The organism is Desmospora activa DSM 45169 (assembly GCF_003046315.1).
Classification (GTDB): domain Bacteria; phylum Bacillota; class Bacilli; order Thermoactinomycetales; family DSM-45169; genus Desmospora; species Desmospora activa.
In genome coordinates this window covers 47,731-73,886 of the sequence record NZ_PZZP01000004.1, presented here as the reverse complement: position 1 = coordinate 73,886, position 26,156 = coordinate 47,731, and the positions used below count along the sequence as shown (strand labels likewise).

Sequence of the window (26,156 nt, the reverse complement as noted above, 5' to 3'; positions counted from 1 at the left end):
TACACACTGTGATAAACTTACACCTTTGTTTCCATCTATGGAAGTTGGGGTAACAGATCCCGCCACTGCGCCAGTCGTTGCTTCAATTTCTCGTCGTGGACGTGATCGACAAGCGGAAGAACGGGCCGTATCAAGTTCTTGATACGCCTTAATGAACGAGTGGTTTCGATCGGTTGCTCTGGCCAATTTCGACTCTTCTGGCTCGCTTCTGCATGAGTGAGATCGATGCAAGTCAATGCGCGATGGATGATATTTTTTGAAGCCAGAGCGGGGTCGATTTTCTCAGGGTTGAATCTTGCCCGAGTTAGCACAACGCTTAAGTTTGAAAGCCTGATCGATGCCTCGTCGGCAGAGATAGCACCGACTTCTTCTGCGGTTTCAATCGAAGTTACCGCGAATCGAGCCCATGCGTCCTTTGATGGTTCGGAAGAGAAGAAGGAGATTCGCGTGCTTACAGGTTGTATAATAGACAGCCACCAATTTGTCGTGTTGCCATCCTGATCGCGCTCCTCGTTCTGCAGCAGCCATGCTCGCTGGATATCCTTACTGGCCAGGTGTACAGAATCATATCGATCTGTCATAAAAGGTTAATCCCGTTACTTTTTATTGAAGTACCCGCTAAAGAAACGGCCTCCAAGAGCTCTCACCCTGTTTTCCTGTTGATCGTCGGGTATCTTCCATTAAACCCTCACCTCCGGTGAAAATGTGTTATAGACACTGTAACAAAAGTCGGACTCCGTTTCGATGTTTTTTCACTGTAAAGGAATATCTGACTATTTGCCAGTCTTGCGAGTGACCTTCCCTCGACAGCATGGGTAGGCGATGCTATGCTATTAAGAAAGAAAGCGTTGGAATCATTCGACATCAGGGGTGTGCGAGGGGGCGATCACATGGAAAAAGACGGTGCTGTAACTGTACAAGAAGCATTGGACCGGTTGTTGCAGGCTGCCCCTCCCCGGCCCGGAATCGAGCGAATCCCGACTCAGCAGGCACGGAATCGATATATGGCAGAGCCGGTGCAGGCCCAACTGTCGATGCCGTCCTATTCCGCTTCCGCGATAGATGGGATCGCGGTGCGATCGGAGGCGACACAGGCAGCGTCACCCCATACACCTATGAAATTGCGCGAAGGAGAAGATTTTGCCTGGATTAATACGGGTGATCCGATTCCTGCATGGGCGGATGCTGTCATTATGGTGGAGCATGTTAATGTGGAGGGAGAGGGGTGTGTGGCGATCACCCGTCCTGCTTCTTCCTTCCAACATGTGCGACAGACGGGGGAAGATGTGGCGGCGGGGGAGGTGTTGCTGTCTGCCGGACAAAAGATTCGTCCGGTTGATCAGGCTGTGCTTCTGGCTGGTGGTGTGTGGGAGGTACCCGTGCTTACACGCCCGCTCGTCACTATCATCGCGACAGGTAGAGAACTGGTGCCGCCAGGGTTAGAGCCGCAGCGGGGAGAGATTGTTGAATTTAATAGTACACTGCTGGGGGAAACGTTGCGGGAATGGGGAGCAATCACCCGGTATGGCGGCATTGTTCCCGACGATCCCGCCCTGATTCGACAAACACTGGAACATGCCTTGGAACAGTCGGATCTGGTCATCGTCAACGCCGGTTCCTCCAAAGGAGCAAAAGATTTTGTTCCTTCCGTTTTAAAGGAGATGGGCACCTTACTGGTACACGGCGTGTCCGCCCGCCCAGGTAAACCCGCTGCACTGGCGGTTGTCGCCGGGAAGCCGGTATTGGGATTGCCGGGTTACCCTGTCTCCGCTTATCTCGGCTTAGAGTGGTTCGCTAAACCATGGATACGGAAATGGCGGGGAGAGCGTACTTCCCATGAAGAAGAAGTACCCGCCCGTCTAAGTCAGCCTGTCCATACACGAATGGGAGCGGAAGACCATTTACGTGTTCGCTTGCTGGCAGGTCCGGACGGAAATTGGGATGCAATTCCACTGACAAAAGGGGCAGGAGTTACCTTTTCTCTGTCGCAGGCGGACGGATGGATAAAGGTGCCTGCGGATAGTAGTCAATGGACGGCAGGCAAAAACGTATCGGTACGCTTAACCCGTCCACTCTCGCTGCTACGCGATCGGATTTTGGTGGCGGGCGGGGATGCTCCCGCCTTGGATATTCTGCTCTCCGCTTGGTCTAAGCAGTCGGGGCGAGCCGTAGCCCGGTATGTGACGGGAATGCAGGATGCTTTGGATCGGTGGCGAAAAGGGACTTGTGCGGCGGTAGTGGTGGAAACCGATGGCACGGACACACTACCCGAATGTGAGGAAAGGGATACCGACCTGTCGCATGCCCTTCCGCTGGGGGATGTAACTTGGGGGTGGATTGTACAAAAAGGAAATCCGGATGCGATTGTCGGTATTCAGGATTGGCACCGATCGGACCTTCACTGGATTCTTCCCCCCAGCGGCCACTCCGGTCGTATATTTTTGGAAAAAGCGGCTGTCTACGCCGGTGTTTCTATACCATTGCACCGAAAAGAAGAACCGTCTTATTTAAAGGCCGCCGCCGCTGTATACGGGGAAGGAGCCGCTGCGGCATGGGGGATTGCTTTTGCTGAATATGCCGATACGGTTGATTTTCTGCCAATCGCACGGAGACGCCTTTCTTTATTGGTGACCCCTTCCTTATTGAAGGAGACAGAGGGAGAAATCTTGCTGCAACTACTGCAGGATCAACCCTTACGAAAAGTGTTACAACGGTCAGGGTTGGATAAACCCACTATCATCAGGGGGTGAGTAAATGGAGTCGGACACGATCAAGGGAGTGGATCGCTTGGGACGGCCGCTGCGGGACCTCCGCGTCTCCGTCACCGATCGCTGCAATTTCCGCTGCCGTTACTGCATGCCCGCTGAGGTGTTTGGCCCGGATTATCCCTTTTTGCCCCGGGATGAGTTGTTAACATTTGAGGAGATTATTCGTCTCGTTAAACTGTTTACCCACTTTGGCGTAAAAAAGATACGGTTAACTGGTGGGGAACCTTTGTTGCGTAGAGATTTGCCCACTTTGATCCGGATGGTGAGTACGATTCCCGAAATTGACGATATCGCTCTTACCACTAACGGCACATTGTTGCCTCGGTTTGCGCAGGAGTTGGTGGAAGCGGGACTGGATCGGGTCAACGTCAGCTTAGACGCTCTCCATGCCGACACCTTTGCCCGGATGAGTGGGGGCAAAGGAGATGTCAAACAGGTTTTGGCGGGGATTGATGCCGCTGCTGCCGTCGGTTTGCGGGTAAAGGTGAACATGGTGGTACAAAAAGGGGTCAATGATGGTGAAATCCTGCCGATGGCCCGCTATTTTAAAGAAAAAGGGCACACGTTGCGTTTTATTGAATTTATGGATGTGGGTAACACCAATGGTTGGGATCTAGCACAAGTGGTATCCAAGGAGGAGATTTTGGCACGTATCGGAAAAGAGATGCCGTTGATCCCTTTGGAGCCCGCTTATCACGGTGAAGTGGCTAATCGCTACCGATATGAGGGAAGTCAAACCCAAGTGGGGGTGATCGCTTCGGTGAGCGCTCCCTTTTGCGGCAGCTGCACCCGCGCTCGCCTTTCCGCTGACGGGCACCTATACACCTGCCTGTTCGCTTCCCAGGGTACGGATTTACGGACATCCCTTCGCAATGGTGCCGGGGATGAGCAATTGGCTCGCTTGCTCGGTGACGTTTGGCTGCACCGAAAAGATCGTTACTCACAAGAACGTACCCAGCGGGCGGATGGCACACACAATAAAGTGGAAATGTCGTATATCGGCGGCTAGGAGGCGACACAGTGAAACCATCATTTACGCACATCAATGAACAAGGGCGGGCACATATGGTGGACGTGTCCGGAAAGCAAGTAACAGCGCGAACGGCCGTGGCGCAAGCGCATCTACGGATGAAGCCTGAGACGATGGAGCAAATCCGCGCAGGCAGAATGGCGAAAGGGGATGTATTGGCCGTTGCTCAAGTGGCGGGGATTATGGCTGCCAAAAAAACGGCCGAGTTGATTCCTATGTGCCATCCAGTGCCACTCAGTGGTGTCAACATCCGCTTTAAGCTGGAAAGCGATACGCGGTTGCTGATTGAGGCTGAGGCAAAGACGGAGCATGTAACAGGAGTGGAGATGGAAGCATTGACCGCTGTTAGCGCGGCGGCTTTAACCCTTTACGATATGTGTAAAGCGGTGGATCGATCGATGGTGGTGGAAGAAACCCTACTGGTGTACAAGAGCGGCGGTAAGAACGGGGATTATCATCGAAAATACCGTCCACTGCTGAGCGATCATCAATCTTAACATGGTGAAAAACCATCAGAACCGTGATGTTCAGGTGGTTTTTTTGTTGTGAAAAATATATTCTGTAAAGTCGGCTGATTTTTTATTTGAACGGTTTAATTTGGCAGGGTTTTTTGAAAATATTATAGAATTATCCTTGTGGAAAGGAGAGGGTGGGGTAAAAAAGGGGTGAGAGTGTTTGGGTGGTCTGCTTCGCGTATGGGTATTAGACCCGGTAGAGCCACTATTGCACGGTGTGGCATGGATGTTGCAACAGGAGGATCAGTTTTGTGTAGAGGAGACAATTTGGAAGCCGGAACAGTTGGAACAATTGCTGATCAGAAGGGTGCCCTTGCCGGATGTGTTCGTTTTTGGCTGTGCTCAGGGTCATGACGGGGTTGAGTGGACTAAATTATCCCATTTGCCAGTGCCCGTGGTTGTGATCTCGGAAGAGGAGGAACGGGTGGAAAAGTGGCTACATATGTTCCATGGGAGAGCATGGGCCCTAACGGTGCGCAGCCGTGCGTCCGAATTATTTTTTGCCTTGTGGACGGTAAGCCGGGGCGGTTGCTATATCAGTCCCAGTTTCACCGATCAAATTCAACTGCCGTTACGATTCCTTCGGCGCAAACAGTCCCTCGTTTCTCCGCCGCTTACTCCGATGGAAAAACAAGTGGTGATGGAGTTGGTCAAGGACCTTACCAATCAGGAGATTGCCGATCAGTTGGGAATCAGCCGGCGAACTGTTGACTCTCATATCGCGTCAGCCATTCGCAAATGGGGGGTTAATTCCAGGGTAGGTCTAGCAGTGCGGGCTGTGGAAGAAGGTTGGGTACCGATTGAAAAAACAGCGGAAAAGGATTCGCTTCCTACATTAACCGTTTAACCCTTTTTCTAATAAATGAAAATATTTGAAAGAAAAGAGGAGAAAAGAGATGGCAACCAAATATGGGATGAAAGGTTTGACATGGCTGTTGGCGTTTCTGTTGGTAATGCCGTTGGTATTTCAACCTGTGCAAGCGGACGCTTACAATTGGACACGCACCTTAAAGCAGGGGGATAGCGGTGCGGATGTTAGAGAGCTTCAGATCCGGGTTGCCGGTTGGGCGGCAGACGGTCCCAGTCGTACGTATGTGGCTGTAGACGGGCAATTCGGTCCGGCAACAGATGCGGCAGTGCGGCGGTTTCAGCGCGCTTATGGTCTGGCTGCGGATGGCATTGTCGGACCCGCTACACAACAAGCGCTCAATAATTTGGAAGCTGCTGACGGCTCCACCCGCCATTTCAACTTTAGTGAATTTCATTCCAAAGATGGCAGTGGATTTAGTGGCGGCAAGGTGGACTCCACCACCGTGCGGGAAAATGTGCGCCGGTTGATGTGGAAGCTGGAAGCGGTCCGCAAAAAAGCAGGCGATTCCCCGATTACGATCAATTCCGGTTTTCGCAGTATCAACCATAACAGCAATGTAGGCGGCGCTTCCAACAGTATGCATCTATATGGGGTGGCTGCAGATATCGTCGTCAGTGGAAGAACTCCGGCACAAGTACGCGATATCGCCAAATCGAGCGGCTTTAGCGGCATTCAACGATATAGCTCGTTTGTCCATGTGGATAGTCGCATTGAATACCCCTACGGATCCCAATCCTGGTGGTGGGTCGACTAAAGTATAACCCAAGATGGTTGACTTGATTCAGTTCGATCATTCATTTGAAGAAAGCATTGTTGCGACCCGTCAACGATGCTTTCTTCACTAAAAAATATGGTTGACGAGCAAAGTCAACCTGTGCTAAGCTGTTAAAGCACTCAAAGAGGGGAAGATTTTTTACAATCAATGCCCTAAAAAAATCAAAAACCCTCTTGCAAATTGGATCTCTATCAATTATAATTAATCATGTCGCTTTTGGAATGGTCCTCTGTAGCTCAATGGTAGAGCGTCCGGCTGTTAACCGGTAGGTTGCAGGTTCGAGTCCTGCCGGAGGAGCCAGTTGCGGAGAGATACTCAAGAGGCCGAAGAGGACGGTTTGCTAAACCGTTAGGGGGTTTTATGGCCCCGCGCGGGTTCGAATCCCGCTCTCTCCGCCATATCGCTCAAGGTAGCTCAGATGTAAGGCCCGTTGGTGAAGCGGTTAACACACCAGCCTTTCACGCTGGCATTCAGGGGTTCGAATCCCCTACGGGTCACCAATTCAAATAGAAGCCTACGCTTTGTGCAGGATAAAACCATCCGTAGCGACAAAGTTGCAGACAGGCTTCTAAGGACGGTTAGCTCAGGGGGAGAGCACCTGCTTCACACGCAGGGGGTCGGCGGTTCAATCCCGTCACCGTCCACCATAACGCGGAGCTGTGGTGAAGTTGGAGTTCACGCCGGCCTGTCACGCCGGAGGTCGCGGGTTCGAGTCCCGTCAGCTCCGCCATTTTATGGCGGCCATGGCGAAGTGGTTAACGCACCGGATTGTGGCTCCGGCATTCGTGGGTTCGATTCCCACTGGTCGCCCCACTTTAATAATCTCCCTGTATGATGGGGAGTAGCCAAGTGGTAAGGCAGCGGACTTTGACTCCGTCATGCGCAGGTTCGAATCCTGCCTCCCCAGCCATTACCATGAGCCATTAGCTCAGTCGGCAGAGCACCTGACTTTTAATCAGGGTGTCCCAGGTTCGAGTCCTGGATGGCTCACCATGATTATCGAATTAAAATATCGGAAGTACTAAAAAAGTTGGTAGCCTTGGCAGTAGCCTTGTCGCAGACCGCTTTTTTTATGCCGATGAAAACATAACCTAACACAAACCCTTGACTATATGACAAAAGAGAGATCCCGCAAAAAGGGGTCTCTCTTTTGTTTTTTGAGATTCCAATCGCCCCTAAATGCGGGATTATGAGGTGGTTAGCTCCAATTCTGTTTTGGACAACTCTCAAGTTAAGGCTGCGCCATCGATGAGATGGTGTGAAGATAAAAGGGACCTGAAAGAACCATGCTCTCAGGCCTCTTTCTATAGTGGGTTGATCGTATTTCTTACAGCTTTTCGCCGTTGGTGGCGATCACCTTTTGATACCAGTAGAAACTGTCTTTTTTGGAGCGGGTCAGGGTGCCGTTGCCGTAGTCGTCTTGATCGACGTAAATAAACCCGTAGCGTTTGGACATCTCAGAGGTGGAGAAGCTGACGAGATCGATCGGTCCCCAGGAGGTGTAGCCAATTAGGTCGACCCCGTCTCCGACGGCTTCTTTCATTTGTTGAATGTGCTCTTTTAGATAGGAGATACGGTAGGGATCGTGGATACTGCCGTCCTCCTCCACTTTGTCAAAGGCGCCAAGGCCGTTTTCAACGATGAAGAGCGGTTTCTGGTAACGTTCGTAAAACAGGTTGAGCAAGGTGCGAAGGCCAACCGGATCGATCTGCCACCCCCAGTCCGATGCTTCCAGATAGGGGTTTTTCAGTCCGGAGATCAGATTGCCGACGGCCTCTTCCCCACTGCTTTCCGGACGAGCCGACACGGTGGACATATAGTAACTGAAGGAGATAAAGTCGACGATATGCTCCTTTAGGAAGGCATCATCCCCTGGCTCTTTATTCAATTGGATACCATGTTCAGCTAAGAAACGTTCCGTATAAGCGGGATATTCGCCTCGCGCTTGCACATCGGTAAAAAAGAAAGTGTTACGTTGATCCTGCAGGGCGGTGAAGACATCCTCCGGATGGCTACTATTGGGGTAGTTGATGATGCCGATTACCATACAGCCAATTTTGGCTTCGGGGCTGATCCGGTGGCAGGCTTCCACGGCTTTGGCGCTGGCGAGAAACTGGTGGTGTGCCCCTTGGAATTTCGTTTGTAGCAGGTTTTCTTCTGTTACCTGATCCCGCAGGATGCCAAGGCTGATGTAGGGAGCCATCAGCAGAGAGTTGATCTCGTTGAAAGTGATCCAGTATTTTACTTTGCCTTTATAACGGCGGATGACTGTTTCCGCATAGCGGGCGAAAAAGTCAACCAACTTACGGTTTTGCCAACCTTGGTACTCCATGGACAGGTGAAGCGGCATTTCATAATGGGAAAGGGTTACCACCGGTTCAATACCGTGTTTATGCATTTCGTCAAATACCCGATCATAGAAGGCGAGCCCTTCTTCGTTTGGCTCTATCTCGTCTCCCTTGGGAAAAATACGCGACCATGCGATTGAGATGCGGAAAGCCTTAAAACCAAGTTCTTTCAGAAGGGCGATATCTTCTTTATACCGGTGATAAAAATCGATGCCAAATCGTTTTGGAAAGACTTTTTGCGACTGGTTTTGCAATACTTCCTCAATCTCAGATGAGGTGGGGAAGGGGAATTTCATGTGTTTACGGTCTTCCAGTTTTACATACTCCACTACATCCGCTGTTGAGAGGCCTTTTCCTCCTTCGTTAAAGGCACCTTCCGCTTGGTTGGCGGAAATCGCTCCACCCCACAAAAATCCTTCGGGAAATTTCGGTTGAAAGCTCATAAAAATCCTCTCCTTTGATGATTATTGGATGATGGAAATGAGGGAGTTGCCCGGTTTGACGTTGCCGTCATCGGGGCTGACCACATCCAGGTAATCGCCGGCGTTGGTGATAACGATCGGAGTAGATAAATCATAGCCGGCGTTGGCGATCGCTTTTCGATCAAAGCTGATCAGTAATTGTCCTACCTCTACATGGTCCCCTGGTTTTACATGGCTGTGAAAAAAGCGGCCATTCAATTTTACGGTATCAAGGCCGATATGCATCAGCACTTCGATCCCTTCCTTTGTTGTCAGGCCTACTGCATGACTGGTGGGAAAGACCGATTGGATCGTTCCCTGGGCTGGGGCGTATAACTTTCCTTCGATAGGGACAACGGCTACTCCTTTCCCGACCGCTCCAGAAGAAAAGGCGGCATCTTTCACGTCTTTTAGGGGCACGATCACGGGGCGAAAAACCTGTCAACGAGAAATCTTGGTATTAAGACTGAATCGAATTTAAGAATAGCTTAAGACAACATATTTGAACCTTGAAAGGAAGAGTGATCCATTTTTCATCGATCGACTTCATTTTATATAATGAAATTTATTTTACCGCTTGACTCCATCTATCTATCCATGTTATTATTTTTCTTGTCGATGCGAGGCGCACATTTCTCCGGCCTAACGCAAAACAATTCGCCATCCCTTTAAAACTTGAGCGAATTTCATGCGTGACCCCGAAAAAGATGCGTTGCATAACTGCTGGAAACAGCGTCATTACGCGGGTGTGGCGGAATTGGCAGACGCACTAGACTTAGGATCTAGCGCCTCTGGCGTGGGGGTTCGAGTCCCTCCACCCGCACCAAAGTCAAAATGACATGCGGTCGTGGTGGAATAGGCAGACACGCTATCTTGAGGGGGTAGTGGCCGCAAGGCCGTGCGAGTTCGAGTCTCGCCGACCGCACCATTTTATTATGACGCCGGTTATTCGCTTCCGGGGTGTGGCTCAGCTTGGCAGAGCGCCTCGTTCGGGACGAGGAGGTCGCAGGTTCAAATCCTGTCACCCCGACCATTATCCCATATTATTATGCGGGTGTAGTTCAATGGTAGAACATCGGCCTTCCAAGCCGAATGTGAGGGTTCGATTCCCTTCACCCGCTCCAAACCGACCGCAGCGATTTGCTGCGGTTTTTTCGTATATTGCTTTTTGGTGGGGGTGAAGGAAGTGGATGAATTTGAATTGATCCGCCAGTTGTTACATCAAAGGAACACGATTTCTCCCGATTCGGGGGTTGAGGTGGATGCCGGTGATGATGCGGCGGTGATCCGTCATCGCCAGGGGATGTCGACGGTGTTTACCTGTGATACGATGGTGGAAACGGTCCATTTTCTTCCGCAGACCATGGATGCTACATCGATCGGATGGAAGTGTTTGGCGGCCAATATAAGTGATGTAGCGGCGATGGGAGGGATCCCTACCTATGCCTTAGTCTCCTTGGGCGTACCGGATCAATGGGAGTCATCTGCGTTGGAAGCGATCTATCAAGGGATGGATATGCTGGCACGCCAGCATGATGTGCGCTTAGTTGGTGGTGATACCGTGCGCTCTCCCCGCCATTTGGTGCTTACGATTACACTATTGGGGGAGGTAGAGGCAGGGCAAGCATTGCTTCGCTCTTCTGCCCGAGCGGATGATATCGTGTTTGTGACGGGACCCTTGGGGGCATCAGCTGCAGGACTGGATCGGCTGCTTCAGGCCTCGGATGGGAATCAGGCATATCCCGGTTTAATCGTCGCTCACCAACGCCCCCGACCGCAGGTGGATGTAGGCCGTTGGTTGTTGGAGAGCGGGGCGCGGATCGCGTTAAATGATATCAGCGATGGTTTGGCCCAGGAGGCTTACGATATCGCCGTAGCTAGCGGTGTAACAGTGGTTCTTGAAAAAGAGCGGATTCCCCTGAATGATGAAACACGCGCTTATGCACGGGAAAAAAAGATTGATCCCGTGGAGTGGGCGCTTTTTGGGGGAGAGGATTTTCAGTTGGTGGGAACGGTTTCTGCACCGAAATGGGAACTGATTTGCCGTGGAGCCCAAGAGCGTGGTTTGCAGCTAATCCCGGTTGGACGGGTGGAAGCAGGGAGGGCAAGGGTAGACTATATCGATGAAGAGGGGCGGCGAGAGCTGACCCAACGGGGTTTTAACCATTTTCGTAAAGGGTGACACTAAAGATGTCTAGGTTAGAGGCCGAATGGGTCACACAGAGCCCACAGGAGACGCAAGCATTAGCCGCCAAGTTGGCAACACGTCTTCAATCCGGGGATGTTCTTACACTAGAAGGGGATCTGGGTACGGGCAAAACAACTTTTTCCCAAGGTTTGGCCCAGGGATTGGGGATTTTGGAGCCGATCGACAGCCCCACCTTTACCCTGATCAAAGAGTACCACGACGGGCGACTTCCCTTGTACCACATGGATGCCTACCGGCTGGAGGAGGAGGCGGAAGAATTGGGATGGGACGAATACTTTGAGGGGGATGGTGTCTGTCTGGTGGAGTGGGCCAGTCGGATTCAATCCTGGTTGCCGCAAGCGCGGATTGCGATTCAGATTGAGCGACTGGATGAAAATAGTCGCCGTATCCACATAACGGTACCCTCCGGTTATGAGGAGCGCTTGTTAAAGGGGTTATAACACATGAAAATGCTGGCACTGGATACCTCCACCCTGGTGTTGGGGGTGGCGGTTATAGACGGGGAGCGCCTATTGGGTCAAGTAACTACCAATTTACATAAAAATCATTCGGTTCGATTGATGCCGACGGTATCTCATCTATTGCAGGAGTTGGAGCTAAAACCGGCAGAGCTGGAGGCGATTGCTGTCGCCCGTGGACCCGGTTCCTATACTGGTGTTCGCATCGGTTTTACTACTGCCAAAACGATGGCATGGAGCCTCAATCTGCCGTTGTATCCCATATCCAGCTTGGTTGCGTTGGCAATGAACGGCAATCGCTTCCCTGGTGGGATTATTCCCCTTTTTGATGCACGTCGTAAGCGAGTATATACCGGTTGGTTTCAAGGGAGAGAGGGTTTGGTGACTCCTGTCGTGTCAGAGCAGGTGATCGCTATCGACGCTTGGTTGGAGAGACTGAAAGGAAACGGCCCCTTTTTGTTTTTAGGGGATGATGTAGAAACATTTCGTACAGAAATTGAGGAATTTCTGAGGGATGAAGCCGTGTTTGGTTCACCGGGGGAAAATGCGGTTCAAGCCGCACATTTGGGCCTGTTGGCACTAGAGGAAGCCCGTGCCGGAAAGCCGGGGGCGGGAGCCGATGTAGGACCTGACTACCTACAATTGACTGAAGCGGAAACCAAGTGGCTGCAAGCCCGGCAGAACGGAGTGAAGCCTGATGGCCCCACCGGCGGTTAGTTTCCGCCCGATGACGGTTGCCGATATCCCTGAAGTGATGCAAGTGGAAGAAGCTTCTTTTTCCGCTCCCTGGACACGGCAAGCGTTTTTCAATGAATTGTGTCACAATCAATTTGCCGATTATACGGTAGTGGAAAAAGCAAAACGGGTGATCGGCTACATCGGGATGTGGCTGATTGTTAACGAAGCCCATATCACCAACATTGCCATCGCTCCCGACTACCGCGGGCAAGGGATCGGTAAGGAAACGATGGAGTATGCGATGAAACGAGCTTGGCGGTTGGGAGCGGAAAGCATGACATTGGAAGTGCGGGTCTCCAACCATATCGCACAGCGTCTGTATCAAAAGATGGGCTTTGCCTCAAGTGGATTGCGGCCCCGTTACTATACGGACAACCAAGAAGATGCGATGATTATGTGGGCTCGTTTGAACGGAGGATCTGATGAGGGAACAACGATGCAGGATACTGGGAATCGAAACGAGTTGCGATGAAACGGCGGCGGCGGTGGTGGAAGACGGCCACCGCCTGCTTTCCAATGTGATCTCCTCCCAGGTTGAGATTCATCGTCGGTTTGGCGGCGTTGTGCCGGAAGTGGCTTCCCGCCGTCATGTGGAACGAATCACCTGGATTATACAGGAGGCACTGGAGCGGGCCCAGGTGCGGCAACAGGATTTGTCGGCGGTGGCGGTTACGCAGGGACCGGGGTTAGTGGGGGCGCTGCTCATCGGTGTTGCAGCTGCCAAGGCGCTTTCATTTGCCCAGGGAATTCCATTGGTCGGGGTACATCATATCGCCGGTCATATCTATGCTAGTCACTTGGTAAAACCATTGTCCTTCCCTGTAATTGCGTTGGTCGTGTCGGGTGGGCATACCGAGTTAATTTATATGTCTGATCATTACCGCTTTGAACGCTTAGGACGTACCCGGGACGACGCAGCGGGGGAAGCGTTTGACAAGGTGGCACGGGTGCTGGATCTCCCCTATCCCGGTGGCCCGCAGATAGAGGCGTTGGCCCGGGAGGGAAAACCTGTGATTGATTTTCCTCGCGCTTGGTTGGAGCCGGATTCACTCGATTTTAGCTTTAGTGGTTTAAAATCGGCGGTAATCAACTGGTTGCACAATGCGCGCCAACGCAGTCTGGATATCAATCGTGCCGATTTGGCCGCCAGCTTTCAGGCGGCCGTACAGGAAGTATTGGTGGAAAAAGCGATCCGTGCCGCGAAACAAAAAAAGGTTTCTCATCTGGTATTGGCGGGTGGTGTATCCGCCAACAAACCTTTGCGCGAAGCATTGGCAAAACGGTGTGAGCGGGAAGGGATCGATCTACGGGTCCCTCCCCTCGAATTGTGTACCGATAACGCCGCCATGATTGCAGCAGCGGGTACTTACCGCTTTTGGGAAGGGGAGCGGGACGGTCTCAATCTGAATGCACGGCCAGATCTGCCGTTAATTCTATAAGGGAAAGAGGCACGAAGACGAATCGGGCCCCAGACCCACTCTGTTATCAATCGGGCTGCTGACAAATACGTCAGCGGCTTTTTTTATCACCGGGGAGCTTTCCCATAAACCTGTGGAAAAGTCATCGCCTCTTTTTAACAGAAATTGTGGATAAGTGGTGTAGTTGTTGATATAGAAGGTGTGAGTATGTGTATAACTTGTGGATAACGTGTGGATGATGTGTGGAAAAACAACAAGGCATACTCCAGCGCTCTTCGGTCAACCTATAAAAAAATAGGTGGAACGGGTGAGGTTGGTGAACATACGCCGTTTGGGTCGGGTATGGTTGATTATTGGTATTGTATTGGCGGTAATGGTGACGACATTGCTTTGGAATGTACCCGCCTTTGTCGATCGTAGGGAAGGGCAGAATAAACACCCATTGCGTCAAGTGTGGGTCATCAGTGTATATGGGCTATCGCTACAAGATTTGCAGCAGAATGAAACTCCCCATTTGCATCATCTGCTAGAAAAAGGGGTGATTGGGGCGATGAATGTTAAGACCGGCGGCAAGGAGATCGATTCAAATCGCTACGCCACCTTAGGTGCGGGAACGCGCGCGGTGGCGCCGCCGGAGGAAACTTTTTTTCAACCAGAAGAGTCCGTTCCGTCGCTGGCGTCATCACTGCCAGTGACAGCTGCTTCTCTCTATAAACAATGGCTGGGTAGTTCTCCGACGAGGGGCTCGATCATTTATCCAGCCATTATGGAATATATCCGGGAAAATGAGGCTATCCATTATACCGTCGCTCCAGGGGCCCTAGGTGAAGCGTTACGAAAAGCGGGGATGGGGACGATGGCCTTGGGAAACTTGGACGAAGGGGAACGTCCCGTACGATGGGCTCCACTTTTAACCATGGATCGACGGGGGATAACCGCAGAGGGGAGTATAGGGCGGGAAACATTGGATGCGAAGGCATCCCGTCCTTTTGGTGTCAAAAGCCGATATTCGTATATCGGTGACCGTCTCTTTTCGTGGTCGCAACCGGGTGTTGCCGTGGTGGAGCTGGGAGATCTTTACCGTCTACAACAGCTCTCTTGTAAAATGGCGCCACGACAGCAAGAAACGGTGAAGCGTCAAGTGCTGAAAGAGATGGATGCTTTTATAGGGAAAGTGATAAACCGTCTCGATGAGAGCCGATTGTTGTTGTTGCTTTCTCCTAGCGCTACCGATGAGCACTCCCCGTCGGGAACAGGGTTGTTTCCGATTATCCTCTACCGACCGGGGGAGCAACCGGGGCTGCTCATATCCGATACGACTCGTCGCACGGGAATCGTCAGCAGTATGGATGTGGCCCCTACTATTTTAAGTCGGTTAGGGGTGGAGATTCCTACGCAAATGCTGGGCCAGCCGGTAAAGCGTACAGAAGGAACGGTAGCCACCTTTCGCGAAACCATAGAAAAAGTGGAGTCGATTTACCGGATGCGACCGCCTGTGCTCTACTCCTATATCTTGGTGCAGATGGTGGCATTGGTGGTTGGCTTGTCAATGATTTTAAAACGACGTGAATCGGCGGGTTCATGGATGCAAATCATCCTGCTGGGGATTTTGTTGGCTCCTTTTTTATTTTTGATGATCTCGGGGGTAACGGCCCGTTCTTTTTGGCTTCTTTCCGGTTCCGTCTTGGTAAGCGGGTGGTTGATGGCCTTGCTGCTAACCCGCAGTCGAACGTTGCCCCTGCTGTTTTGGGTGGGGATTATCGGGTTTGTGCCTGTGGTGGTGGACGGATTGTTAGGGGGGCCACTCATTCAGCAATCGTTTTTAGGGTATGATCCGATAAAAGGAGCGCGTTATTATGGAATCGGCAATGAATATATGGGCGTTGTACTGGGGTCGTCCATTTTGACCGCTGCCGCCTGGCTGGAATGGAGAAAAAAGTACTCCCTGGGAACCCGCATCGCCATCGGGGCACTCTTTTTGGGGTTGATTCTGTTTTTTGCCGCCCCTTTTTGGGGAACCAATGCGGGGGGAGCGCTTGCAGCAATGGTCGGTTTTGGAGTCGCCTACCTGCGATTTTTTTGGTGGGGACCGATTCGTTGGTGGCACGTGGCGGGAGCGTTTGTACTGGGTTTAGGGGTATTACTGGCAATGAATTTCTCCCACACCCACTCTTCCCATATCGGTCGTGCATGGGCCACTTTGGCAGCGGGTGATCTGGAGGGGATCACCAACATCATTCAGCGTAAGTTGGAAATGAACTGGCGTTTATTGCGGGTATCCTCCTGGGGAAAAGTGTTTCTGCTTTCCCTGTTTGCGATGGGGGTGCTGGCCTTTCGTCCGGTACGAGGATTACATTGGATGACGGAGCGTTATCCGCAGTTGTTTAACGGATTTGCGGCGATTGTAGCCGGTGCGCTCGCGGCCTTGGTACTGAATGATTCCGGGATTGTCTCGGCTGCCACCGCTATTGTTTATGTGGTGATGCCGGTGATGATCATCGGATATCGGGAGTGGATTTCCCATGGCGGTACTACCGGTATAGAGTTGGAAAAAACATCAAAACCCCGCTAAAAAACAGCGGGGTCGATTGATCGAAATTTTTTTCAAATATTTATTCTTCTTCGACAGGAACCGGTTTTAGTGAGTCGCCAAATTCGCCAAATTCCTGCTCAAACTCTTGTTTATGTCGTTCTTCTAGCTTTTGTGTAATCAACATGGATATGGCAATCAAGGCCACGACAGAAAAGACGACAAGCGTTAAAAGCCAACTCCAGTTTTGAATAATAAATTGCACAAAACAACCTCCTTAATCTTGACCATTTCTCTTTTTTCTCTATGGGTCGGTTCTCTATTATAGTGAACTACTACTTTGGTGGCAATGTTTCGGTATAATGATCAAAACGTTATACTCCATGGTTAGAGTGGGTGAAGGCTGGAAACCTCTTTACTATTCCTTTTTTTGCGGTATTTCTCCATTATGGTCCATTTTTTATGCAGAGGGGGTTGTTTGAATGGGGGTTACCTTCCATCCTTTGGGAGATACAGGAGTGCGGGTTGGTTTTGGAGAACGACTCGATCCCCAAACCCATCGACAGGTGCGTGTCTTTGCACAAGCGTTGTCCGCAAAAGTACCGGCAGGAGTGGTGGAATGGGTGCCCACTTACTGTGCGGTTACGGTCTATTACCGTCCCTATGAGATCAGTTATGACGACTTATGCCAACATTTGCGTAAGGTGGAAGCGGGCAAAGAGAACCTCGTTCAAGCTGTTGAACGGACGGTGGTCCTGCCCGTTGCTTATGGTGGGGAGTATGGTCCTGATTTGATGGAGCTGTGCGCGCTAAAAGAAATAACGGCGGCGGAACTGGTCTCACTTCATTCGGACCCTACTTACTTGGTATACATGATGGGGTTTGTACCTGGGTTTCCTTACTTGGGTGGGATGCCGGAACAATTGTCTGTTCCTCGTCTAAAACAGCCACGCTTACGCATCCCTGCCGGTTCCGTGGGGATCGCTGGTCCCCAGACGGGGGTATATCCCCTGGAGACGCCGGGTGGATGGCGAATTATCGGGCGCACGCCCGTCGATCTGTACGATCCTGACCGCAGTGAGCCGATTCTACTACAAGCCGGGGATTATCTGCGCTTTCAACCGATTGACGTAAGGGATTTTGCCGATTGGAGAGAAGAGTGGCGATCCGGCCGCCTTCATTTGTTGGAACAACCACAAGGGAGAGGAGAAAAATGAGATATCAAATCGATCTCAACAGTGATGTGGGAGAAAGTTTCGGTCGTTATGTCCTGGGACAGGATGGGGATGTTTTGCGTTATGTGACATCGGCCAATATCGCCTGTGGATACCATGCCGGAGACCACAACGTGATACGGCAAACGATCCGTATCGCCATCCAAAACGGGGTAGCGGTGGGAGCCCATCCGGGGTTGCCGGATCTGCTCGGCTTTGGCCGCCGCAATATGGCGGTCGATCCAGAAGATGTCTACAATATGGTGATCTACCAAATCGGAGCGTTGGCTGCCTTTGCCTGTGTGGAAGGAGTGAAGTTACAACACGTTAAACCCCACGGAGCGTTGTACAATATGGCCAGTCAAGAGGAGCGAGTGGCGGAGGCCATCGCTACTGCCGTGCGGGCGGTCGATTCGGAGCTGATCCTGTTTGGTCTGGCCAACAGTCTACTTGTCAAAGCAGGGCGACAGGTGGGATTACGCGTAGTGGAAGAAGTATTCGCCGATCGGACTTACCAGCCGGATGGGACGCTGACGCCTCGCACCCAGCCTAACGCCCTTGTCACTGATCCCGAGGAAGTGGTGGAGCGGGTAATCCGTATGGTCAAAGAAGGAAAAACGACGACCGTGACAGGAACGGATATCGACATCTGCGCCGATACCGTCTGTATTCACGGTGATGACCCTCAGGCCCTCGTTTTTGTAGAGCAGCTACGGAAGCGGCTGACGGATGCGGATATTCATATCCGGCGAGTGGGTGCTTTATGACGGGGGTCGTTGTCAAAAAGGCAGGCATGTTGACAACGGTGCAAGATGGAGGGAGAACCGGTTATCAGGCTTTTGGCATGGGCGTCTCCGGTGCGATGGACCCGTTTGCGCTTCAGGTAGGCAATCTGTTAGTCGGAAATCCAAGAGAGGAGGCCGCTGTGGAAATTACTCTATCCGGTCCCGAGCTGGAATGGCGGCAAGATGCCTGGATTGCCTTAACCGGGGCGGATCTCAGTCCTACCCTGGACGGAATCCCGCTTCCCTTGTGGAAAACCCTCCGAGTGAAAGCGGGGCAAATGCTTCGATTTGGCAAGCCAAGACGAGGTGTTCGTTGTATTCTCGCCGTCGCCGGAGGGATTGACGTCAAAGCGGTCATGGGCAGTAAATCAACCTATCTGAAAGGTCGGGTGGGAGGTTTTCAGGGGCGTCCGCTGAAAAAAGGGGATGTGTTAAACATCGGTCGCCCACGGTTGCCGGATCATCAACTAAGCGGGCGTGCATTGGCGAGGCGGGAACAGCCCGTTTATCGAAAAGAGGCCTGTCTGCGCACAGTGGAGGGGCCACAGCTGCAGGCGTTTACCGACGAGGGTATCCGCTGCTTTTATGAAGAATCGTATCAAGTCAGCCCCCAATCGGATCGTATGGGTTGCCGTCTGCAAGGGCCGTCGATTCAACACCGCAAGTCAGCCGATATCATCTCCGATGCAACCCCTCCTGGTGCCGTTCAGGTTCCAGCCGACGGTCAACCTATCATCTTGATGGCCGACCGGCAGACTACCGGCGGCTATACCAAAATCGCCACCATCCTCTCCGTCGATCTTCCGCTGGTGGCCCAAGCCGCCCCCGGCCACCGCTTTACGTTTAAGCGGGTAACCGTAGCGGAGGCTCAACAGTTGGCGATTGAACAGGAGCGCTTTTTGCGGATGTTGGAGATGCATAATGGGGGAGGACATTAACCAAACCACGCCGATAAAGGCGTGGTTTTATAGCTGCTCATTGATGAAATAGCGCCTTTAGCTTAATCTTGATTCCAATCTCCTCATACACCTCTCGACTCACGGCATCTTCAATCGTTTCCATGTATTCGACCTTGCCCTGCTTGTGTACGGGGAGATTCCAGTAAAACAATTGTATTTTTTTATTTAATCGATGGAAATAGGAGGAAAAGTAGATGGAAAAGCGAATCATTTATTAGAAAAAAATGAAAAATGGTGGTTGAGAGGAGTGTATTCCCTTGAAAAAATTGAGCCGGACCCGCGCTGTCTTGATGTGGATTTTTCTGGTTGTGTTTTTCTTGGGCAGTGTGCAACCGACCCCGATCTATGCGGCGGAAAAATTGCGTCATTCCTCGTTTGATTTATCCAGTATCCATCACCTTTTGACCTTGATTCAACAGCCAATCTCCCTTTTAACACAGGGAAAAGAGGAAGGAAGAAAGCAAGAGCCGCCTGCGAAAATATCGGCGAAGGCTGAAGTGAAGCCGATCAAGTGGAAGGCGGATGATAAAGATAAGACAACACTGGGTAAACCCTCCCTACTCGGTGCGACGGGAGCCAAACTAACATGGAACCGGTATAAAGGGGATGACTTTGTCGAGTATCAGCTTCATCGCAGCCAGCGTAAAGATTTTGTCCCTTCGCAATCGACGTTGGTTGCGCCGGTGGATGAGCGTGCACGTACCCATTATCAGGATACATCGACACCGACTGATATCAACGAAAAGACAGTTTACTATACGGTTGCCGTTTTGACGAAACAGAATCAGCTCAACTATGGACAACCGATCGCGGTGACGTTGCCGAGCGCCGGCAAGGTGAAGCAGACTGCCGTTATCGCGGCTGATACCACGGTAACGGAAGGTGATCCGCAAGCGGATACGTCTATTCTGCATGTGGGGCAACAGGATGGAGAAAACCGGCGTGCGCTTTTCTCATTTGATTCTTCTTCCCTGAAGGATGCTCCCGTGGTTAAGGCGGAACTGATTTTAACACCGGTTGGCAATAAGCAGAAAAGCAGTCCTGCTCTGAGCGCATATGCACTGGAGGAAGAGATTGATCCGGCAAAAGCGACAGGAAAAATCGTGGATAAGCTGTTGCCGAAAAGCACGGCCGTGAAGAAAGCCACGGCAAAGGCAGATGGCCGATATGTGTTGGATGTGACGGATATTGTGCAAGGTTGGGAGCAAAATCCGTCGTCTCACCCCCTTTTACTTCTAGCAGCAACATCGAAAAAAGAGGTCGAATATTTGGAATTGGCCGGTAGCCAGTTTCGCTCCAAGGATAAACAGCCCCAATTGATCGTCACTTATACGAACCAAAATGAAACCTATTATGCCCCGGATACACCAACACGTATGACACCAGGTGAAAAAGTGGAAGTGGATGTGACGGTGACCAACACCACACAAAAAATCTGGAAAAAGGATGAGGTCGTTCTCTCCTACCATTGGGCACGCCCTGATGGCCGAGATGTGACCAATCCCGTCAACCGACGCGATACAAAATTGACCCAGGATCTGGCACCAGGTGAGAGCATCAAGCTGAAGGCGGCGATCAAGGCGCCGGTTTTAAGCGATATTGGAAATATCCGTGAGGATTTTATCCTCCAGTGGGATATGCGAAAAAATAAGCAATGGATTTCTAAAACCGACGATGTACCCACATTGGATCAGCCAGTGAAGATGGAACATCCCACTTCGAATTCGTTAGGGATGGAGAAATTTTACCAATATGTCGGGAAGAATGCCGGTTCCGGTTCCACCGTAATGGTGAACACCCACTCCGGCAATGCGATCGTCAGCTATGACCCTATCCATAACCCTGGTCAAGGTTTATCCTCCTTTGTGCGGCTAACATACAACAGCTTAGACACTTCTGATTCCGCGATTGGTCGCGGTTGGACGATGACTGCTGCCGGTGGTTTGCGATTAGGAACGTGTTTGGATTTAACCTTGTTGAAATTAAGTCAGAAGACGGGACTTGTCATCGGGGGAAAAGTAAAATTGACCGATGGCGACGGTACCACCCACACCTTTGAATATAATTCCAAAACCAAGCGGTTTGAGGAGCCAGCGGGCATCCAGATGTATTTTCAGCAGGGAGACCGGAAAGATCATCAACGTAGCTGGACTCTCACCCGTCCCGATCGGACGAAATTCCACTTTGATAAAGCGGGTTATCTGTCTGAGGTGGAAGATAAAAACGGAAATAAACTGACGTTTACTTATGAAAAAAAAGGTCTCCTTGGCCGCCTGGGGCAAGAGCTGCAGTATGTGACCGATGAAGCGGGTCGGCGTACTTTGGATTTGGATTACTATACTAAGAAAGATACACGGAATCCGCACATCTGGGGAAAAGTGAAGACGATCAAGGATATCAGCGGTCGTACACTCCGGTTTCAATATGACGATGACCGCCTCGTCAAATTAACGGATGGGAGCGGGACTAACCAGGCCAAAGAGTTTCAGTTCGCTTATCAAAAGGACGGTTTGCTCGATCTCAACCCTAAGTTGGTCAAAGTGACGGATCCGCGCAAACACGACACCCAGCTGCAATATAAACGGTCGGGCCTATTTAAATGGCGTGCGGCCAAATTGACCGATCGCCTGGGTGGAGAGACTACCTTGGAGTATAAAGATGTAGATGGAAAAGAAGGGCATAAGGTTGAGACTACGACGACCGATGCTAAAAAACGGGTAACCCGTTATCTCACAAATGGATACGGCAACCCAATTCAAATTACCAATGCGGCGGGAAAGGTCACCAAACTGCATTGGGATGACGATATGAATGTGGATCGGCTGGAAGAACCCAATGGCTCCGTCACCACCTGGAAATATGACAAAAACGGCTTGCCGCTGGAGATTACCGACCCCGTCAACAATGCGAAAAAAGATCCAAAACAGCGTAAGTCGACCAAACTGGAATACCAATACTCCTTAGACGGCCATGTGGCTGATCTGGTAAAAAAGACGAGTCCTGAAGGTCGCGTGTACACGTTTACTTCCGATGACAATGGCAATCTGTTAACCGTGACAGATCCGAAAGGGAACGCTACACCGGAACAAGACGATTACACAACGACCTATACCTACTACGAAAAAGGATTGTTAAAAACCGCGACGGACCCTAACGGCCATACCACCACTTACAATGATTACGACGCCAACGGTTATCCGCAAAATATCACTGATCCACTCGGCAATACAACCTACTATGAATATGGGAAACGCGGGGAAGTTGTCGCCATTACCGATGCCAAAGGGAAAAAGAGCACCTATACCTATGATGTGTTTAATCGCCCATTGACGCAAAGAGTACCGAAAGATCAGGACAAGGGTGAATTTATTATCACCCCATCACCGGTGTATGACAAAAACGACAATATCCTAGAGCAAACGGACCCTAACGGTGCCAAACGAAGCTATGTCTATGATGCGGCGGATCAAGTAACCGCTATTTCCTTACCGCGGGATACGGATTCGGGACCGGAATCCAAAACGACGTATGAGTATGATATCGTTGGCAACCTCAAAAAAGAAACAGAGCCCAAAGGAAACCTGACCCCCGATAACCCCGATGATTATGTCAACTTGTATGACTACGACAATATGAATCGCTTGCTTTCTGTCACTAACAGCAAGAAAGAGAAAATCTCTTATCAGTACGACGATGTGGGCAATATGGTGAAATTAACTGAGCCCAAAGGAAACAAGACAGAGGATCCAGATGATTTCACCACCACCTACACCTATGATCGAAGCCACCGTGTCGTTAAAGTGACAGATGCCGCCGGCAAAAGCGAACGGATCGTTTATGATCATGACAACAACGAAATTAGTATCACGGATAAAGCCGGAAACACTACTCATTTGGTCTATGACGAACGTGGCAAACTTGTTGAAGTGAAAGTTCCGCACAAGAAAAACGGGGATGGCGAGATTCAATACAACCGCACACAGTATGAATATGATCAAGCAGGCAACCAGACGAAGGTGATTACTCCGCGCGGTGTGGCTTCTTCGACTGCAGGCGATTTTACTCATGAAAAAGTGTACGATGAGCTGAACCGGGTCAAAGAAGTGATTTATCCCCGTGATCCCTCCAGCGACAATGAGCGCTACCGTGCGATCAACAAGATGATCTATACCTACGATGAAGTGGGTAATGTAACCAAAGTGAGCGCCCCGCCATCAGAAGAGCAATCCCAACGCAATGACACCGTTACCACCCATTATGACAACGGTTGGATTAAAACCAGCACCGATCCATGGGGGATTGTTACCAGCTTTGATTACAATGAATTGGGACAGCAGACGGCTCGTACGATCAAAGGGGAAGGCGATAGCAGCCCCCGCACGATGAGCTGGGATTACTATCCCGATGGAAAGCAAAAAGCACGCAGCGACAGCGGGGAGCCTACCGGGGCACAAGCCGTGGTGATCGACAATACGGATATCAACAACACAGATAAAACGGGAACTTGGACCACCGTCAAAAACGGTTCCGGCTACCATGGGTTCGATTATCTGGTCCATGAAAAGGGAGCAGGTAAGGATACATTCACCTGGAAACTGCCAACACCGACATCGGACAAATATAAAATCTATGTAAAAATTGTCGCCGCTGAGGATCATGCCGACGATGCCGCTTATACGATTACCCATGATGATGAAAAAACCACCGAACAGGTAGATCAAACCAAAAACGACGGCCAATGGGTGTTGCTCGGCAGTTTTAATTTAAAAGAAGGCCAAGGTCAAGTGGAGTTGGCACAAAGCGAATCCGGCAAGGTAATGGCGGATGCGGTCAAGCTTGAAAGAGACTTGTCCGACGTAGAAGATGACGAGGAAAAAGATTTTACCTACCGCTATGATGTAAACGGAAATTTGGTCGAAATGACAGACCAATCCCCCCATGCCCAAATCAAAACCTATGCGATCGATTACACGGGGCTCAATCAAGTCAACCGCATAGAAGAAAAGAATGCATCCGGTGCAACCCAACGTACCCTGTCCTTTACCTACGATGAAAATGGAAATCCCCTCAATCGCAGCCATGAAAATGAGATTGTCGATTTTGAATACGATAGCCGCAATTTGATGTCCAAGTTGACGAAGAAGGAAGCGGAAGCGGATCCCAACCCGGAGGTAACGACGTATACGTATACGGACCATGGCTTAACCAGTAAGGAAACGTTACCCAACGGCAATATCACCACCACCCGTTACTATCTGGATAATCAGATCCATGTGCAAGAGACCCAAAAATCCAACGGCACCTTGGTTAATAAACATACACTGGAATACAATGCCAACGGTCATAAGAGCAAAGAGACGACCGAGCGAGTTGACGCCGATGGAAACAATAGCAACAATGTTACCACCTATCAATATGATCCCATGGATCGGATTGCGGATTTGACACAAACCGGTACACAGGCGCGAAAAGAAAGCTATGAGCATGATGCCAACAACAACGTCATCAAGCAAGTGATCGACAACGAGACCACTACATACAAATATGATCGCAATCGGCTTGTATCGGCGACGGTCGATGGAGCGACAGCCGGCTATAACTATGACGTCTATGGTCGCTTACGTTCAGTCGTGTCGGAAGGGATTGTGATTGAAAGCTATCAGTATGACGGCTTTGACCAAGTGAAAGAGCATAAAAAGCTAAAAGAGGGCTCCACCGACCAATACAATGTTTCACAGTATCAATACGATCCTTTGGATCGAACCGTCAAAAAAGCGGAACAAGTGGGGACCGATCAAGAAAAAGAGACTGAGTTTAGCTACCTTGGCTTAAGTGGGGATGTAATCTCCGAGTCGGTTGCGGGAGAAGTAGAAAAATCGTATCTGTATTCACCCTGGGGTAAGCGTTTATCGATGGTGAAGAAAAACGGATCCGACCAGGATGAAACCTCTTATTACGGTTACAACACCCGCACCGATGTGGAGATGCTCTACGATGAAGAGGGCGGTGTTCGTGCGACCTACGGCTATACCGCATATGGAAACGACGATGAGGAGGCGTTTACCGGTGTAGATAAGCCGGATCCGGGCCAACCGGAAAAAGAAGCCTACAACGCTTTCCGCTACAGTGCCAAACGTTGGGACCCCTCGACACAAAATTACGATATGGGTTTCCGGGATTATTCACCGGGATTAAACCAATTTCTAAGCCGCGATATGTACAATGGGGCGCTTGACGATATGACGCTGGCGATGGATCCCTGGACCAGCAACCGTTACGCCTTTGCCGGTGGAAATCCCATCTCCAATGTAGAGATGGATGGACACTTTGCGATTCCCCTTGTTCCACTCGCGATTGCAGCGATTGCGGCCATTGGAACAGTTGCCGTTTTAGAATCGCCGCCCGTAAAAGAAGCGACAAGAAAGTTGGGGCAATCGATAGAAAGAGCGATAGGTGGTGCGATCGACGGGATCGCCAGCGGGTTGGAAAGGCTGGGTAGAAAACTGGAGCAAAAGTGGAAAGAAGAGCAGAAAATCGCTTCTGAATTGAATCGCATCCGCGAAATCTTAGAGAGACAGGGAACCAGAGACGAGGATGTTGATGTTGAAATATTCTTGTCCAAAGACAATTTCCCGGAAACCGCTCAGCATATTCAGGACGCAATTGCCGCTGGATATCCGTCTATTGTTACAATAGAAAGAACAGGAGCGGATCAGAGAAGAAGTGAAGCCGTTAGTCAACTGCCACCACGGTCGGACAAAGATCGGGATGAATGGCCGATGGCCATGTTTGCAGAGGGTGGAAAAAATGCCGACGTCAGATACATTGATCCAAATGATAATCAACAAGCAGGTAACTTTGTCGGTCAGGCTCTAAGGCCAAATGCCAATGGAACGAGAGTAAGATTTACGATCTTAGAAGAAGGGGCAGGCAACTCCTTCGCTGTTGATTATCGAACCGGTAGGGTTTATGTTTATACTGGAAAACGAGCAGTGGAGCCGCGCTAAATTTTGCTTTAATTGCAAACACACCTTAGATTCCAACTAAGGTGTGTTTGGCTTCAATTTTTTAAGGGAG

Annotated in this window: 20 protein-coding genes and 12 tRNA genes; 27 read left to right on the top strand and 5 right to left on the bottom strand. The window is 50.7% G+C overall.

Annotated features, from left to right (window positions below):
- Positions 1 to 35: 35 nt before the first annotated feature.
- Positions 36 to 581 (bottom strand): hypothetical protein, encoded by a 546-nt coding sequence (locus C8J48_RS17470; protein ID WP_107728549.1) that lies wholly within the window; start codon positions 579 to 581, stop codon positions 36 to 38.
- A gap of 309 nt (positions 582 to 890) precedes the next feature.
- Here C8J48_RS17470 and C8J48_RS17465 point away from each other — a divergent pair, with 309 nt between their 5' ends.
- From C8J48_RS17465 to C8J48_RS17405, 13 genes are all read left to right on the top strand, one after another.
- Positions 891 to 2,750 carry a molybdenum cofactor synthesis domain-containing protein gene (locus tag C8J48_RS17465; RefSeq protein ID WP_170105685.1) on the top strand — a complete coding sequence of 620 codons (1,860 nt, stop codon included), beginning with the start codon at positions 891 to 893 and terminating at the stop codon, positions 2,748 to 2,750.
- Between the two features lie 4 nt (positions 2,751 to 2,754).
- Positions 2,755 to 3,777 (top strand): GTP 3',8-cyclase MoaA, encoded by a 1,023-nt coding sequence (gene moaA, locus C8J48_RS17460; RefSeq protein WP_107728547.1) that lies wholly within the window; start codon positions 2,755 to 2,757, stop codon positions 3,775 to 3,777.
- Positions 3,778 to 3,788: 11 nt separating this feature from the next.
- Positions 3,789 to 4,295, top strand: coding sequence for a cyclic pyranopterin monophosphate synthase MoaC (gene moaC / locus C8J48_RS17455; RefSeq protein ID WP_281261234.1), 507 nt, complete (start codon positions 3,789 to 3,791; stop codon positions 4,293 to 4,295).
- A gap of 178 nt (positions 4,296 to 4,473) precedes the next feature.
- The gene (locus C8J48_RS17450; protein WP_107728546.1) at positions 4,474 to 5,160 is read left to right on the top strand and encodes a helix-turn-helix transcriptional regulator; all 687 of its coding nucleotides are present in this window, start codon (positions 4,474 to 4,476) and stop codon (positions 5,158 to 5,160) included.
- Positions 5,161 to 5,209: 49 nt separating this feature from the next.
- Positions 5,210 to 5,938 carry a D-Ala-D-Ala carboxypeptidase family metallohydrolase gene (locus C8J48_RS17445; protein WP_107728545.1) on the top strand — a complete coding sequence of 243 codons (729 nt, stop codon included), beginning with the start codon at positions 5,210 to 5,212 and terminating at the stop codon, positions 5,936 to 5,938.
- 246 nt (positions 5,939 to 6,184) lie between these two features.
- Positions 6,185 to 6,259 (top strand) — tRNA-Asn (locus tag C8J48_RS17440).
- A 5-nt stretch (positions 6,260 to 6,264) separates the two neighbouring features.
- Positions 6,265 to 6,357 (top strand) — tRNA-Ser (locus tag C8J48_RS17435).
- A gap of 26 nt (positions 6,358 to 6,383) precedes the next feature.
- Positions 6,384 to 6,459: transfer RNA gene (locus C8J48_RS17430), tRNA-Glu, on the top strand.
- Between the two features lie 72 nt (positions 6,460 to 6,531).
- Positions 6,532 to 6,606, top strand: a tRNA-Val gene (locus C8J48_RS17425).
- A gap of 6 nt (positions 6,607 to 6,612) precedes the next feature.
- Positions 6,613 to 6,689, top strand: a tRNA-Asp gene (locus C8J48_RS17420).
- Between the two features lie 7 nt (positions 6,690 to 6,696).
- A tRNA-His gene (locus C8J48_RS17415) sits at positions 6,697 to 6,772 on the top strand.
- A 22-nt stretch (positions 6,773 to 6,794) separates the two neighbouring features.
- Positions 6,795 to 6,869: transfer RNA gene (locus C8J48_RS17410), tRNA-Gln, on the top strand.
- Positions 6,870 to 6,876: 7 nt separating this feature from the next.
- Positions 6,877 to 6,952 (top strand) — tRNA-Lys (locus C8J48_RS17405).
- Between the two features lie 334 nt (positions 6,953 to 7,286).
- Here the strand turns inward: C8J48_RS17405 and C8J48_RS17400 are convergent.
- The gene (locus tag C8J48_RS17400; protein WP_107728544.1) at positions 7,287 to 8,750 is read right to left on the bottom strand and encodes a glycoside hydrolase family 1 protein; all 1,464 of its coding nucleotides are present in this window, start codon (positions 8,748 to 8,750) and stop codon (positions 7,287 to 7,289) included.
- A 21-nt stretch (positions 8,751 to 8,771) separates the two neighbouring features.
- Entirely contained in the window at positions 8,772 to 9,194 is a 423-nt protein-coding gene (locus tag C8J48_RS17395) for a PTS sugar transporter subunit IIA (protein ID WP_107728543.1), read from the bottom strand.
- Between the two features lie 316 nt (positions 9,195 to 9,510).
- On the opposite strand from C8J48_RS17395, the gene C8J48_RS17390 reads away from it, so the two are divergent.
- The 10 genes from C8J48_RS17390 (at position 9,511) to C8J48_RS17345 (ending at position 16,163) form a co-directional block, all read left to right on the top strand.
- Positions 9,511 to 9,594 (top strand) — tRNA-Leu (locus tag C8J48_RS17390).
- Between the two features lie 15 nt (positions 9,595 to 9,609).
- Positions 9,610 to 9,696: transfer RNA gene (locus C8J48_RS17385), tRNA-Leu, on the top strand.
- Positions 9,697 to 9,724: 28 nt separating this feature from the next.
- Positions 9,725 to 9,801: transfer RNA gene (locus C8J48_RS17380), tRNA-Pro, on the top strand.
- 17 nt (positions 9,802 to 9,818) lie between these two features.
- Positions 9,819 to 9,892: transfer RNA gene (locus tag C8J48_RS17375), tRNA-Gly, on the top strand.
- A gap of 62 nt (positions 9,893 to 9,954) precedes the next feature.
- The gene (gene thiL / locus C8J48_RS17370) at positions 9,955 to 10,950 is read left to right on the top strand and encodes a thiamine-phosphate kinase (protein WP_170105682.1); all 996 of its coding nucleotides are present in this window, start codon (positions 9,955 to 9,957) and stop codon (positions 10,948 to 10,950) included.
- Positions 10,951 to 10,958: 8 nt separating this feature from the next.
- Entirely contained in the window at positions 10,959 to 11,417 is a 459-nt protein-coding gene (gene tsaE / locus C8J48_RS17365) for a tRNA (adenosine(37)-N6)-threonylcarbamoyltransferase complex ATPase subunit type 1 TsaE (RefSeq protein WP_107728541.1), read from the top strand.
- A gap of 3 nt (positions 11,418 to 11,420) precedes the next feature.
- Positions 11,421 to 12,152 carry a tRNA (adenosine(37)-N6)-threonylcarbamoyltransferase complex dimerization subunit type 1 TsaB gene (tsaB, locus tag C8J48_RS17360; RefSeq protein ID WP_107728540.1) on the top strand — a complete coding sequence of 244 codons (732 nt, stop codon included), beginning with the start codon at positions 11,421 to 11,423 and terminating at the stop codon, positions 12,150 to 12,152.
- Positions 12,133 to 12,645 carry a ribosomal protein S18-alanine N-acetyltransferase gene (gene rimI, locus C8J48_RS17355; RefSeq protein WP_107728539.1) on the top strand — a complete coding sequence of 171 codons (513 nt, stop codon included), beginning with the start codon at positions 12,133 to 12,135 and terminating at the stop codon, positions 12,643 to 12,645. Before tsaB ends, rimI begins: the two co-directional genes overlap by 20 nt.
- Entirely contained in the window at positions 12,596 to 13,612 is a 1,017-nt protein-coding gene (gene tsaD, locus C8J48_RS17350) for a tRNA (adenosine(37)-N6)-threonylcarbamoyltransferase complex transferase subunit TsaD (RefSeq protein ID WP_107728538.1), read from the top strand. Before rimI ends, tsaD begins: the two co-directional genes overlap by 50 nt.
- A 295-nt stretch (positions 13,613 to 13,907) precedes the next feature.
- Complete coding sequence (locus tag C8J48_RS17345) at positions 13,908 to 16,163, top strand: alkaline phosphatase family protein (protein ID WP_146160527.1); 2,256 nt, start codon at positions 13,908 to 13,910, stop codon at positions 16,161 to 16,163.
- 40 nt (positions 16,164 to 16,203) lie between these two features.
- On the opposite strand, the gene C8J48_RS17340 is transcribed toward C8J48_RS17345, so the two are convergent.
- Positions 16,204 to 16,386: a hypothetical protein gene (locus tag C8J48_RS17340; RefSeq protein WP_107728536.1), complete on the bottom strand. Its 183-nt coding sequence runs from the start codon at positions 16,384 to 16,386 to the stop codon at positions 16,204 to 16,206.
- Between the two features lie 217 nt (positions 16,387 to 16,603).
- Here C8J48_RS17340 and pxpB point away from each other — a divergent pair, with 217 nt between their 5' ends.
- From pxpB to C8J48_RS17325, 3 genes are read left to right on the top strand one after another with little or no spacing between them, the layout of a single operon-like run.
- Entirely contained in the window at positions 16,604 to 17,338 is a 735-nt protein-coding gene (gene pxpB, locus C8J48_RS17335) for a 5-oxoprolinase subunit PxpB (protein ID WP_107728535.1), read from the top strand.
- Complete coding sequence (locus tag C8J48_RS17330) at positions 17,335 to 18,102, top strand: LamB/YcsF family protein (protein WP_107728534.1); 768 nt, start codon at positions 17,335 to 17,337, stop codon at positions 18,100 to 18,102. The genes pxpB and C8J48_RS17330 overlap by 4 nt, the downstream gene beginning before the upstream one ends.
- A complete protein-coding gene (locus C8J48_RS17325; RefSeq protein WP_107728533.1) occupies positions 18,099 to 19,058 on the top strand; it encodes a 5-oxoprolinase subunit C family protein in 960 nt (319 codons plus the stop codon). The genes C8J48_RS17330 and C8J48_RS17325 overlap by 4 nt, the downstream gene beginning before the upstream one ends.
- A 37-nt stretch (positions 19,059 to 19,095) precedes the next feature.
- Here C8J48_RS17325 and C8J48_RS19255 read toward each other — a convergent pair whose 3' ends face one another.
- Positions 19,096 to 19,290 carry an NUDIX domain-containing protein gene (locus C8J48_RS19255; protein WP_107728532.1) on the bottom strand — a complete coding sequence of 65 codons (195 nt, stop codon included), beginning with the start codon at positions 19,288 to 19,290 and terminating at the stop codon, positions 19,096 to 19,098.
- A gap of 46 nt (positions 19,291 to 19,336) precedes the next feature.
- On the opposite strand from C8J48_RS19255, the gene C8J48_RS17315 reads away from it, so the two are divergent.
- Complete coding sequence (locus C8J48_RS17315; protein WP_107728531.1) at positions 19,337 to 26,086, top strand: golvesin C-terminal-like domain-containing protein; 6,750 nt, start codon at positions 19,337 to 19,339, stop codon at positions 26,084 to 26,086.
- Positions 26,087 to 26,156 lie beyond the last annotated feature (70 nt).